Origin of the sequence: Rhizobium sp. Root491 (genome assembly GCF_001427205.1) — a bacterium.
GTDB classification, from domain to species: Bacteria; Pseudomonadota; Alphaproteobacteria; order Rhizobiales; family Rhizobiaceae; genus Agrobacterium; species Agrobacterium tumefaciens.
The window spans coordinates 449,578-462,045 of record NZ_LMFF01000012.1 but is presented as its reverse complement, the minus strand read 5'-3'; the positions used below and the strand labels follow the sequence as shown (position 1 = coordinate 462,045).

Below are 12,468 nucleotides of genomic sequence, written 5' to 3'. Positions count from 1 at the left end.
AGTTTTCCCGTCAGTTCCCCGAGTTCCTTGCCGCTCTTTCAGGGCCATCAGCGCTCAATATATAGTCGTCGGCGGCGGACAGAGCGTGTTCCATATGCCCTTCGAACACCAGTTCCGGTTCGTTGGGCGCGATGCCGATTTTTGGCATTCCGCCGAAGCGTACCGACTGCGATTGCGCAAGGCCATCGTGAAGGCCGCTTTCCAGAAGATCGAAATAGCGTGTGCCGGGGCCAGTGATGAAGACCGGCATATGGCCGTGCAGGCTGAACAGACGTGAAAGGCCGTTGCCGAGTGCAAGCCCGGCTGTGCGGAAGGCAAGCCGCGCCATGCGCCCGCCGGCGCGGGCGGAAGCGGCGATCTTGTCCACTTCGGCAATCGGCACGAATTTTGCCGGTTCCGCCTGCGGCGGGGCCTCGAAAGCCGAACGCAGGATTGCATAAAACCCTGAATAGGCCTCGATACAGCCTCTGGTGCCGCAGCGGCAAAGGGCGCCATCGGCCAGATGCAGCATATGTCCGAAATTGGGGGCGCTAACCTCTATCCCGCCACCCGCGGCGCGGGCAATGCCGAGGCCAATGCTGTGGCCGAGCGACAGGGTGACAAGTGCCTCCGGTTTCGGGCCGTCCTTTGCCTGCTCCTGCATCCAGATGGCTTTTGCGGCCAGCAGCGTTTCGTTGTTCAGCGTCACGCGGATGCGGCCGTCCTGAGAAATGAGCTGCTGGAAATCTATCTTTTCGGTGCCGAGCACCGGCGACCAGACGAGCACCGCCGCTGCCGCGTCCACAAGCCCCTTGCTGCTGATCGACACCTGAAGAATGTCGTGCCGGTCGATGCGCGAACGGTCCGCAAGCCGTGCAAGGCCGGAGAGGATCGAGCCGCCGAATGACCCTTTTTCAGCCGTGATCCTCTGCTCGGTGAAGCGGTCCACCAGCTTGCCGGCATAGTCGACCAACGAATATTGCACGCTGTCGGACGAAATGATGACGATGGCGACGTGGCAGAAAGCACCATCAGGCCCAAAGAGGATGCGCGGCCGCCCGCGCCCGGCGGCGGCCAGCTGCTCTTTGCGCAGGATGAGGCCGGCCCGCTCGAGTTCCATGGTGATTGCGGAAACGGTGGCGGAGGCAAGCCCGGTGAAGGAGGACATGTCCGTATGGGATAGGCTGCCATGAAGGCGCAGCGCTGCCATCACCGACAGGCTGTTTTTCTGGCGCACCAGTTCCGTGCTTGCAATGGCGGACATGGGCTGGGGTATGCTCCCTGAACGGCTTTTTTCCTGTCGTGCTTATCCCCTCTGATGGCGCACGCCACGAGCAAGATCAAGGCACCCGGATGCTGCCCGCAGCCGTTGTTGACAGCATGGGGAATCTCTGACATTAATTTTCTCGACTGTCGAGAAAATTGTGAAATCACAGAGCCCGACAGCTTTTTCCGGGCGTTTTCCCTGCATGGAGGTGCAGGCTTCGCCCTTACCGGGAGGACATCATGAATTCGTTTGCCAAGCTTTTGGCGGGTACAGCTGTACTCGTTTCCCTGCACACCGCAGCCATTGCTGCTGATCTCGTCGTTGGCGTTTCCTGGTCCAATTTCCAGGAAGAGCGCTGGAAGACGGATGAGGCGGCAATCAAGGCAGCTCTCGACAAGGCCGGTGCGAAGTATATTTCCGCCGATGCGCAGTCGTCCGCCGCAAAACAGCTGACTGACGTGGAATCGCTGATTTCCCAGGGCGCCAATGCGTTGATCATTCTTGCGCAGGACAGCGACGCGATTGGCCCGGCTGTTGAAAAGGCCGTCGCTGAAGGTATTCCGGTGGTGGGTTACGACCGCCTGATCGAAAACAAGAACGCCTTCTACATCACCTTCGACAACAAGGAAGTCGGTCGCCTTCAGGCCGCCGAAGTCTTCAAGGTCAAGCCGGAAGGCAACTACGTCTTCATCAAGGGTTCGTCTTCCGATCCGAATGCGGACTTTCTTTTTGCCGGACAGCAGGAAGTCCTGAAGGCCGCTGTCGACGCGGGCAAGATCAAGAATGTCGGCGAAGCCTATACCGATGGCTGGAAGCCGGAAAATGCCCAGAAGAACATGGAGCAGTTCCTGACCAAGAATAACAACAAGGTCGATGCGGTCGTCGCCTCGAACGACGGAACGGCCGGTGGCGCAATTGCCGCTCTTGCCGCGCAGGGCCTCGCAGGTTCTGTTCCCGTATCCGGTCAGGATGCGGACTTCGCCGCGCTCAACCGCGTAGCCCTCGGCACGCAGACGGTATCTGTCTGGAAGGATAGCCGCGAACTCGGCAAGGAAGCTGCCGGCATCGCGCTGGAACTTGCGGGCGGCAAGAAGATGACGGAAATCAAGGGCGTTGCCGCTTTTGATGGCGGTCCGAAAAAAGTGACGATGCAGTCAGTCTTCCTCAAGCCCATCGCCATTACCAAGGACAATCTGAACGTCGTCATCGACGCCGGCTGGATCAAGAAGGAAACGGCCTGCCAGGGTGTAAAGGCCGGATCCGTCAAGGCCTGCAACTGAGACCGCTAGGTTGATGTTTGGGCGCCGCGCCACTGATACGTGGCGCGGCGCCTTTCAGATGTAAGGAGGACCGGCAGTCCATGGCCGACATGACACAATCCAATTCCACAGCGTCCCCCAAGACGGAAAAGACGGGCTCGATTTCGCGTTTCATCAGTGCCACGGAGCTTGATACCCGGCTGCTCGGCATGGTCGGCGCGCTTCTTCTGATCTGGATCGGTTTCCATATTCTTTCGGGCGGGCTGTTCCTGACGCCGAGAAACCTCTGGAACCTCTCCGTCCAGACCGCTTCGGTCGCGGTGATGGCGACAGGCATGGTGCTTGTCATCGTTACCCGCAACATCGATCTGTCGGTCGGGTCGATCCTCGGTTTTTCCGGCATGATCATGGGTGTCATGCAGGCGGAAATCCTGCCGCAGCTCCTCGGCTTTGAACATTGGGCGACATGGATCGTCACGCTTCTGGTCGGCATTCTCGTCGGCGGAGCGATCGGCATGCTGCAGGGCTCGATCATCGCCTTCCTGAACGTGCCGTCCTTCATCGTCACACTTGGTGGTCTGCTGGTCTGGCGCGGTGGCACATGGTTCGTCACCAGCGGCCGCACCGTGGCGCCGATGGATTCCACCTTCCGCCTGATGGGTGGCGGCACCAGCGGCTCGATCGGCGCGACATGGAGCTGGATCGCAGCCATTGTCGCCTGCGTCGCCATTGTCGCGGCAATCCTGAATTCCCGCCACCAGCGTCGCCGTTTCGGTTTTCCGCTGCGGCCCGTCTGGGCGGAATATTTCCTGGTGGCACTTGGCTGCGTCGTCGTCGTCGGTTTCGTAGCTGTCGTCAACAGCTATCCCTGGCCGGTCAACATTGCCCGCAACTATGCCGATGCCAATGGCATTACCTGGCCGGATGGTGGTCTGTTCATTCCGCACGGCATTGCCATTCCGGTGCTGATGGCGCTTGCCGTCGGTGCTGTCATGACCTTCATCGCGACGAGGCTTCGCTTCGGGCGTTATGTTTTCGCCATCGGCGGCAACCCGGAAGCGGCGGAGCTCGCCGGCATCAAGACCCGCTGGGTTACGGTCAAGATATTCACGCTGATGGGCGTTCTATGCGCCATCGCTGCGGCAATCTCGACTGCCCGCCTCAACGCGGCCACCAATGCCCAGGGTGAACTGGATGAACTTTATACGATCGCGGCGGCGGTCATCGGCGGCACGTCGCTCGCCGGCGGCGTCGGCACCATAGCGGGCGCGATGCTCGGCGCGCTCGTCATGCAATCGCTGCAATCCGGCATGGTGCTTGTGGGCATCGATACGCCCTTTCAGCGCATCGTCGTCGGTGTGGTTCTGGTCGTCGCCGTCTGGCTCGACACCATCTACCGCGCCCGCGCCAAGTAAGAACCGAGGAGAACCCCAATGACGGAACAAGTCACGCCCCTCGTGGAAATGCGCAATATTTCCATTTCCTTCGGTGGTATCCATGCGGTGGAAAACGCCTCTGTCGATCTTTTCCCAGGTGAGGTGGTGGCCCTTCTTGGCCACAACGGCGCCGGCAAATCGACGCTCATCAAGATATTGTCCGGTGCATACCGGCGGGATGGGGGCGACATCCTCATCAACGGCGAGGATGCGGATATCCGCAATCCCCGCGACGCCAAGAAATACGGCATCGAAACCATCTACCAGACGCTGGCGGTGGCGGATAATGTCGATGCGGCGGCCAATCTTTATCTCGGCCGCGAGCTGAAGACGAAATGGGGAACATTGGATGATGTCGCCATGGAAGCTTCGGCCCGCGAGGTCATGGGGCGTCTCAACCCCAATTTCCGGCGGTTCAAGGAGCCGGTGAAGGCGCTTTCCGGTGGCCAGCGGCAGTCCGTGGCAATCGCCCGCGCCATTCTGTTCGATGCCCGCATCCTCATCATGGACGAACCGACGGCAGCACTCGGGCCGCAGGAAACGGCACAGGTCGGCGATCTCGTCAAGGAACTGAAACGGCAGGGCATCGGCATCTTCCTCATCAGCCACGATATCCATGACGTCTTCGATCTCGCCGACCGGGTGTTCGTCATGAAAAACGGCAAGGTGGTCGGCCATGCCCGCACGGAAGATGTGACGAAGGACGAGGTCCTCGGCATGATTATTCTGGGCAAGGTGCCGCCGGGTGCTGTGGCGGGTCCGGGCGCGGTCGTTGCCTGACGACAGAATTCTGTCGTCTTTACTTCCACTACAAATCGAGGCCCGGTAAAAACCGGGCCTCGACAAATGCTGGGAACAAAAGTTCTTGGAGTTGACTAAAAAATATATGCGTCCGGTGTGTTTCAGCCCAGCCGGAACCGCAGACGAAAAATGTCTGCGGCTCTGCGCAATTGCAGACGCGGTCGTTAAAAAGCGGTGTTTTAATGGAGTTCGGCGTGTGCGAAACCGCTGCCGTTCATTTCTGCGCCGGCCGGTAGCGAGCCATGCTGATTGATGTCCTGGGCCAGCGACAGCAATGCCATTTCCAGGAAATAGGTCGACATCCCCAGTTCCAGAGATTTGGAGCGCTGGCAAAGATAGGAAACCATCCGCCCGAGTGCCAGAATCTCGTCCGCATTGTCCTCTTCAAGTATTGCTGTGGTAGACGCCATGCTTCCCTCTCGACAATCGACAGTATGAAAACGCGTTGATCCCGCGTTGTTCATTATCGACCACATCGAGCGTCACGCGAGCGTCACACCTGCGTCAATCGTCGCTCTTGTTTTCGGGCGCGCCGTTATTTTCCGCCGCTTCGGTAGCCGCAAGCGACGTCACGAGGGCAACGATGCTCTTGCGCACGGTTGCGCTCTTGATTCGGGCAAAGGCCTGATTGAGCGAAAATCCTTCATTCGACGCAACGAAAGACTGCATGGCATTGATCGTGCCAAGGGCGGGATTGGCGTTTCCGACATCCGGCGTCGCATTGGCGAACAAAGAGCTGACATCGACGCCGAGAACCGATGCAATGGCTTGCAAACGGGACGCGCCGACGCGATTGGCACCCTTTTCGTATTTCTGGACCTGCTGGAAGGTAATGCCCAACCGGCCCGCCAGCGCGCTTTGACTCATGCCGAGCGACTTGCGGCGCATTCGGATTTGTGTACCCACATGCACATCGATCGGGCTGGGTAGTTTGGCCTGCATCATGAACTCCTCCAGTTGTGAGGTTCTTAAATTGGATATTTATCAATTAATATTGTTGAAGGTAGACATTCAACACAATTTCCACGGGTATTGTGAGGTGTTACTGATAAAGTAAGGCTGTTTTCCGTCGGTATGCTGTGCTGGTTGACGGTTTATCACCTTTGTTGCACATCGCAATGCCCCGTTTCGGCTGGCAAAATGGCTCCAGCCGGCCACGCCGATGGCGTGAAAGCCCAGTCTTTCCCAAATTTTCCTGTTCTCTCGGTCGAAACCGTCGAGCGTTTCCGCATCACCGAAATGGGGAACCCAGACGAATGGCTTCTCTTGGTCGGAGCGCACGATATTTTCAACAAGCACGTTGTTATAAAGCCGAGGCAGGCATTTGTTGGTGTCGATGGCGGGTAAAACCGGAATGGGATTTCGCAGGATTTCGAAGCCCTGCTGTGCCAGCAATAGAACGGAGGCATCCAGTTTACGTTTCAAATCCATCGCATTACGGGCGTTGCATTCATGGGCCACCGGATCGGCAACCAGCAATAGCGGGTGGCCATCGCGTCTTAGACCTGTGACCGAAACGAACTGGTCGACGTGGAAACCGCATTGGTGGATTTTTCCGAAGGTGATCGCCGGAGGCGACGTTTTTGCCGAGGTAAGAGCGATTGAGGCCGAGGCATTGCCGAGGTCTTCCGGCCGATATCCGAAACTGCCCACGGTTCTGTAGTCGAGTGCCTGAACCCGCTGCCATTGTTGCGGCCGTTCGGTTGCCGCATTGTTTGCCATACCCCTGTCGTCCTGCAGGCTGGAATGGCCCACCAATCGAAAGTCCGGCCCGACCAGCTGGTTACCGCCCGGCAAAGTGACATGCGAAGCGTTGGCGGCAAGCCCGAGACGATTGGCGAGCTCGCCAGTGATGGCGCTTTCCGATGCACAAAGCAGTTCGGTTGCGATCCCATCAGCAGTCCGAACGTGGAACACGTCCTGTATCCACGGGTGCGAAACGCTGCTGGTTGCATCGAGCGGCAACAGTTCTGCGGTGCAGGTGGCTGCCAGCCTGCTGAGCCAGCTTTCAGCGGAGGCGAGACAGGGGCCATCGATAAGAACAAGGGCCGTGACGTCGGAAGGCAGAGCCGAAAGCAGGTTTCCGATCGGGATGAGCGGAGAGACGTCCCCGTCAGCCCTGTCACCCGCAAAAAACGCGGCGGGCAAGGCAAGCGCGATTGTCCGGATCAGCCCTCCGCAATCGGGCAGCAGAGACGGGTGCGGGGCAGCGGTCAAGACGCTTTTTCTCCCGCCGTCTGCCGCGTGGCCAATTGCTGGAAAAATACCGTGTTCTGTAATTTCCACGATTGCGGCGGCGGGGATGGCAATTCTCCGCTGCCAAGCAGGCCTAAAAGCCGGGCCGCATCGTTGCGTTTGGCGGAAACCGCGTTTCCGGCCAGAAAATTTGCGGTCTCGAGGTTGAGGTTTGCCTCAGTTGCCATTGCACGCCATGTCCTGCGGTTAAAATGCAGCTTGCGGGCGGCGTTCAGCAAGGCGTCGTGTTCCTCTGGGGCGATAGCGGCGCGACACGCTTCGAGCGTCGCTTCGGCATCGACAAGCGCGATTGTCAGCGGACGGTAGTCGAGTTCGCCGGGCGCGTGGCTGACTGCCACATCGGCGTCGGAAAAACGCAGCCCGTCCCGATAGGCTTGAAAGATTTCGCCGATGCCGATCATGCCAAAGGCCGCGCATTCCGCCGCTCTTAGCGCGCCCATGCTGGCGGCACCAAGAACAGTGACGCCGCCTGACAGCGCAAACAGGATTTCCTTGTGCCACACGGCGGCGCAGTCACCGTAGAGGCCGTCGATCAGCCCGATTGTCCGGGCACCCTGCTTTACCGCGTCGAAAATGTCGCCGCAGGCAGCCGGGCCACGAAGATCGAGGCCGGAAATCTGCGCGGGTGCGATGCCGTGGATGGACGGGCCTGCAAAAACCACCGGCTTCATCAAAGGCCTCCGAGGTTCAGGAACCGGTCGAGCGTCCGCTGCGATATACGTTGAAGGCCACCACCGGCAGGGGTGAGGCCGCTTGCCAGAACCCGGACGACGTGCAGACCGGATACGCCCGTTTCCAGCGCAAAGACATGGATGTCGTCGATCCCGGCGGCGAAAAGATGCTCTGCAAGCTGACGCCACGGCGGTAGAGCCGGATCGCTATCCGCAAAATCGAGACTGGCCGGGATCCGGTCCATTGGCCGCACCTCGGATGCCGCCGGTCCCGCCGCAAACATATCCCGCTGGTAGCGCAAAGGAGAGAGATCGTCCCTTGCGCCGCTGATATCAGTCAGGCGCGACTGGATCGCCTCCAGCAGCGCGGCAATTGCCGCGTCATAGGTGCCAAACCGGCACGCTGCGCCGGCAGCGCTGCGGGTGGCAAGTCCGTCCTGCGCGTGGATTGACCGTGGCAGGCTCGCCATGACTACAGGCACGCCGAGCGTATTGGTGAGATCAAAGAAGCGGGGCGGTAGTCCTATATGTGAAAGGTGTTGAACAAGAGCATCGAAGGATGCGTCGACACCCATCGGCAACACGACCGGTTCCGGCGCGATACTGCGGGTTTCGAAGGTATCGACGAGAAAGCAGGCGTCGTTTTCGATGAGTTCGAGCAAGGCGTGCAGAACCGCGTGGTCATGGTCGAAACCCGCCGCAAGACCTTGCGAACTCATGAGAAAGGCCTGCCGGTCCCAAGGGAAATCCGCGCGAAAATCCATGCCCACCAGTTCATAGGGGGCAAAAACCTCCAGCAGCTGGCGTATGGATGTTCCCTTCACCCAGGCGCGTTCGTTTCGCAGATCAAGAGTGTCCGGGTCGACCCGGCCGATTGTTTCGAAAGGAACGAGAGGGGCGCCCTTGTCCCGCATCTCACGAATGGAGCCGAAAGTGGTGATATGTTTGCGGGTGTCTTCGGCGACGGCACCTTCGATCGCTTCCATGATCGCGGAAAGCCGTGCCTGCTCCGCGACAAGCCCCTTGCCCTGGGAGACCGACAGTCCGCGTGAATTGGGCCGCGTCGCGAACCAGACGGGTATGCCGATAATATCGAGACCGGTCACGTCTCCGACGCGTGTAATCCCGAACCGCCGAAGCAGTTCGGGATCGAAGAACGAAGCGTCCGGATGCCCTAAAGCCGCTGTCGCTGGAATATGTGCGCCGTCAGCGGTCAAGGCTGCGGGGCCGCAATCAAGGCGCCGCGTTGGTGTCGTCGGCAAGGATGGCGTCGAACAGCTCGCCGGTGACGGAACCCGCCGGGCCAACAGCCTTCAGGGCCGATTCGATCGGTGCCTGCACCATGCGGTTGAAATCCCAGCCGGCGTCGATCACTTCGCCGACAAAGGCGAAATCGGCCTCGGAAACGACAGCGCCGCCGGCGACGAGGGCTTCGATGCCCTGGATCTGTACCTGATCCAGCTCGTTTTCGGGCTGGCCGTCCTGACGAACGAGCATGGATTTTGCCGCCGCAGCAACGCGCGCGTAACCGTCCACACCGGGATGGCTGGCTTCATAGGCGGCAATCGTCTCATGCGAGACGGACGCAACCCTGAGCGGCGCCGTGCGAATGAAGAGAACGCCGAAACCCTTTTTTCCGACAATAAAGAAGTGCGAGGACATAATAACTCCTATTTGATCCCAGCTAATCGAAGTGCGTTATAGAATTTTTCATTCGCTACCGGGTCTCGGTCTGGGGACAGGCTGCTGATTTCCCTCGCCGTCATACCCGGATAGTTTTCCTGAAGCCTGCTGCCGGTTTCCCGGGCAGCGTCCAAATCACCGTGGAGCGCGTGGCTCGCGGTCAAGACGCGCAATGCCGGCTCGTCATTTTCCATGCGCGCGCACAGTTCTACTGCCGCGCCGTAATCCTCACGCTTGAACGCGATGCTGGCGCCCGCCCACCAGTAGATGTCGGGTGCGAGCGGATTTAGGTCGATGGCTTGCTGAAACTTTTCCCACGCGGTTTCGGCATCGCCGAAATGGGCGAGCGCATCGGCATGCTGGAGCAAAAGGTCGGCGGAGTTGGGCGCAAGCGCCTCGGCTTCGAAGAACCTTTCGGCGGATATGTCGAAATCCCGCTGGTAGAGCGCCACGACGGCGCACATCCAGTGGCCGACGCCAAGAGCGGGATCGATTTCGACGGAGGCGTCTGCCTCCGCCTTGGCGCGGTGCAGCAGGTGGGGGTCGTTGCCGCCCAGCATCAGCCATTCCAGTTGCAGGCTCTGCGCCACGCGGGCGCGGGCAACCGCCATGCTGTTATCCAGATCGACCGCCTTGCGGAACATCGAGCGGGCTCTTCGAAGAAGCGGCAGGTCGCACTTGCCGCGCAGAAGCTGCTGGCCCTCCAGCAATTGCCGGTAGGCCTCGCCGCTGTGGTTGCGGTCTGGTTCCACCTGAAGCCGCTCGATCTCGCGGGCAAGCCCCGCGGCCACCTGTTTGGACAGCAGTCGAAAAGCGGCGTGAATATGCCGCGCGGTCAGCACAACCTCCAGCGACCAGACGATTTCTCCGGTCGCTTCCTCGATCAGCGCTACCGACATGCGGGCATCGTCGAAAACCGTGGAGACGATGCGGTAATCCGTCCGCAACATTGCATAACTGTCGTCGGTCCGGTCGTGTGTCGCTACAAAGGTGCTGTGCGTCGAAAGAACGGTGAAGGTCCGGTATCGAACGAGACTATTGGCGACATCCTCGACAAAGGCACTCATCACCGGCGATACCGCAAGCCCGTCCACCCGCACCGGACGGCTGAAGGCGACGCGTGGTTTTGCCATCGGTTTTCGGCGGCTACCCTCATCCGGTTCGGCGGGGGCTACTATCGTCGAGGCCAGACTTTGTATCCGCCGTCGAAGCGCCACTGTCTCGGCCTCCGGAGGGCGGTCCTCCTGGCGGAGCTGTTCCATCAGAAGCTGGAAAATTCCCTCACAGGCGCTGGTGTTTCCCACCCGCGCATAGGCCGCCATGGCGGCGCGGTAGGTTTCCTCGCGCTCCGGCTCGATCTTCAGCGCGCATTCGGCAAGCGATGCGATGTTGTTCGAACTGGCGCGGCCGAACCGCGTCAACTCCTCCAGAAGCGGTGTATAGCTTGAAAAGAACAGGTCCTTGAGACGGCGTCGCTCAGACAGCAGCCAGAGATAAAGGTGGTCCTGCCCAGCCTCCAGCCCCTCCAGCAGATCGCCGCCGAATTCGAGCAGGGCCTGCAGCCGCTGCATCGGATCTTCTGCTCTCGCGCCGGCAAGAAAGATCGCAAGGTCGGTCCGCTGCGCCAGCTTTCCGGCCTTCAGGTCGTTCCCTTCTGTCAGAAGGATGGCATCGTCATCGCTCGACAGCTTCTGGAGGCGCAGGATCAGCTGCCGCAAATTGCCGAGTGCCCTTTTTTGCTCGACGTTTTCCCACAACAGCGATGCGGCCTGCTGGCGGGAAAGGGACTGGTTGGGAGCAAGGATCAGGGCGGCAGTGAGGGCAAAGCCCTTGGACGGGAAAAACGCTTGCCGCACCGCATCGCAGCGCGGGGTGCCAAAAAGCCGGATCGGTATCAGTTCAGCGTTCCCAGCCAATTTCGTTCCCTCATGAATCACCATCTAACAATGTGTCCGGGAAATTGAAAGTCATCATTGGCGTTCCATTTGACGCTGGTGTGACGCCGCTTGCCTATTGTCGTGAATAGAGGCGCGGGCGACGGGCGGAAAACAGCAATCATGCATCAGGCAGGCATCGGGAATTTTCGAAATTGATAGCGTTTAACGGAAGCTACATGGCGTTCGAGCCGCGTACTGAACCTTACCAGCGTGCCGACGACGTCGGTTATGCGGTGTGTGAGTTCATGTGGTTCAAAGGGCGCCCGTTCTATCCGGTCTCGGCGCTGGCCCATGCGAAGGTTGCCCATGCCAGACTGTCGGCATGCGACGACGAAGATGAGGACAATCTCGATATTATTTTCCGCATGCCATTTGCGGCCGGCGGGCATTTTTTCGAGATCGTGCTGCGCTCCAACGAAGGCACTGCTTACGGTGGCTGGCTGTGGGGAGAAGAGCTGGAAATACTTAACGAGGTCGTCAACGGCTATCGCGTTCTGGCGGGGAAGTTCGAAGACAGGCTGATCCGGTTTGAATATTCCAAGCGGTCTCATCGCTACCGGACAGCCGAACCGCTGCCGGTGGAGAAATCCGTCTTCCTGATCCAGCGGGAGGTAAGGCCTTACGCGGGAAGGCACGATTTGCCGGGAAGCCCGGCACGTTAATGGCGGGGCTGATGCCGATGCGTTTCCGGGGGAGCGCAAGAGCGTGGGGCGAGAAGGGGTTCAACTGGCGCGGCGCGTATTGCGCGCATCGCAAATATGCCCGGTAAAGCCAAGGCTTTGTCGGGAGCAGCAGGTGAATTTTTTTATTTTTATTGTGTGGAAGATTTGTGATGCCCAATGGAGGTAACATGCGTAACAGGCGGGTGTCATCACAGCTATTAGCGGTGAGTTGCGCCTCGGGTGACGACGTGCTTTCCCTTGACGGGAGCGCCAACGACGACCCGCGTCCATCAGTTGCGAACGACAGGCTTTATGTCGTGGGCGAGCCAGTTTCCAGGAAGGCGCTGAAATCTCGACCGCCGGAGAACCGGGTTGAGGAAGAGGCTTTTCGCGTGGCGGAAATCAGCAATACGGTCATCGATGTCGATATCAGGCTTGCAAAATGGGCTTGGGCCGTGCTGGTGATAGCGCATTGCTGGCTGATCTATTTCATGGTGACCAATCTCGGGTGAGGCCT

At 59.6% G+C, this 12,468-nt stretch carries 13 protein-coding genes; 5 read left to right on the top strand and 8 right to left on the bottom strand.

The features are described 5' to 3' along the window. Positions 1-10: 10 nt before the first annotated feature. Positions 11-1,243, bottom strand: a complete 1,233-nt coding sequence (locus ASD46_RS13030; RefSeq protein WP_003511301.1) for an ROK family transcriptional regulator — start codon at positions 1,241-1,243, stop codon at positions 11-13. A gap of 242 nt (positions 1,244-1,485) precedes the next feature. On the opposite strand from ASD46_RS13030, the gene xylF reads away from it, so the two are divergent. The 3 genes from xylF to ASD46_RS13015 all read left to right on the top strand — a co-directional run bounded on the left by xylF (position 1,486) and on the right by ASD46_RS13015 (position 4,721). Next, positions 1,486-2,526: a D-xylose ABC transporter substrate-binding protein gene (gene xylF / locus ASD46_RS13025; protein ID WP_003511300.1), complete on the top strand. Its 1,041-nt coding sequence runs from the start codon at positions 1,486-1,488 to the stop codon at positions 2,524-2,526. Between the two features lie 80 nt (positions 2,527-2,606). Further along, positions 2,607-3,920 carry a sugar ABC transporter permease gene (locus ASD46_RS13020; protein ID WP_003511299.1) on the top strand — a complete coding sequence of 438 codons (1,314 nt, stop codon included), beginning with the start codon at positions 2,607-2,609 and terminating at the stop codon, positions 3,918-3,920. 18 nt (positions 3,921-3,938) lie between these two features. Further along, on the top strand, positions 3,939-4,721 hold the full coding sequence (locus tag ASD46_RS13015; RefSeq protein WP_003511297.1) for an ATP-binding cassette domain-containing protein: 783 nt from the start codon (positions 3,939-3,941) through the stop codon (positions 4,719-4,721). A gap of 200 nt (positions 4,722-4,921) precedes the next feature. On the opposite strand, the gene ASD46_RS13010 is transcribed toward ASD46_RS13015, so the two are convergent. The 7 genes from ASD46_RS13010 to ASD46_RS12980 form a co-directional block, all read right to left on the bottom strand. Further along, positions 4,922-5,152: a hypothetical protein gene (locus ASD46_RS13010; RefSeq protein WP_003511296.1), complete on the bottom strand. Its 231-nt coding sequence runs from the start codon at positions 5,150-5,152 to the stop codon at positions 4,922-4,924. Between the two features lie 94 nt (positions 5,153-5,246). After that, complete coding sequence (locus ASD46_RS13005; RefSeq protein ID WP_025595440.1) at positions 5,247-5,684, bottom strand: helix-turn-helix domain-containing protein; 438 nt, start codon at positions 5,682-5,684, stop codon at positions 5,247-5,249. A gap of 69 nt (positions 5,685-5,753) precedes the next feature. Continuing rightward, positions 5,754-6,959: a hypothetical protein gene (locus ASD46_RS13000; RefSeq protein ID WP_038494186.1), complete on the bottom strand. Its 1,206-nt coding sequence runs from the start codon at positions 6,957-6,959 to the stop codon at positions 5,754-5,756. Beyond that, complete coding sequence (locus ASD46_RS12995) at positions 6,956-7,669, bottom strand: TfuA-like protein (RefSeq protein WP_003511292.1); 714 nt, start codon at positions 7,667-7,669, stop codon at positions 6,956-6,958. Before ASD46_RS12995 ends, ASD46_RS13000 begins: the two co-directional genes overlap by 4 nt. Beyond that, entirely contained in the window at positions 7,669-8,865 is a 1,197-nt protein-coding gene (locus tag ASD46_RS12990) for a YcaO-like family protein (protein WP_060642504.1), read from the bottom strand. The genes ASD46_RS12995 and ASD46_RS12990 overlap by 1 nt, the downstream gene beginning before the upstream one ends. Positions 8,866-8,902: 37 nt before the next feature. Beyond that, positions 8,903-9,331, bottom strand: coding sequence for a hypothetical protein (locus ASD46_RS12985; RefSeq protein WP_003511290.1), 429 nt, complete (start codon positions 9,329-9,331; stop codon positions 8,903-8,905). A gap of 8 nt (positions 9,332-9,339) precedes the next feature. Then, positions 9,340-11,292: a BTAD domain-containing putative transcriptional regulator gene (locus ASD46_RS12980; protein WP_003511289.1), complete on the bottom strand. Its 1,953-nt coding sequence runs from the start codon at positions 11,290-11,292 to the stop codon at positions 9,340-9,342. A 173-nt stretch (positions 11,293-11,465) separates the two neighbouring features. Here ASD46_RS12980 and ASD46_RS12975 point away from each other — a divergent pair, with 173 nt between their 5' ends. Both ASD46_RS12975 and ASD46_RS12970 read left to right on the top strand, forming a co-directional pair. Beyond that, entirely contained in the window at positions 11,466-11,951 is a 486-nt protein-coding gene (locus ASD46_RS12975; protein WP_003511288.1) for a hypothetical protein, read from the top strand. Between the two features lie 188 nt (positions 11,952-12,139). Further along, on the top strand, positions 12,140-12,463 hold the full coding sequence (locus ASD46_RS12970) for a hypothetical protein (RefSeq protein WP_233285232.1): 324 nt from the start codon (positions 12,140-12,142) through the stop codon (positions 12,461-12,463). Positions 12,464-12,468 lie beyond the last annotated feature (5 nt).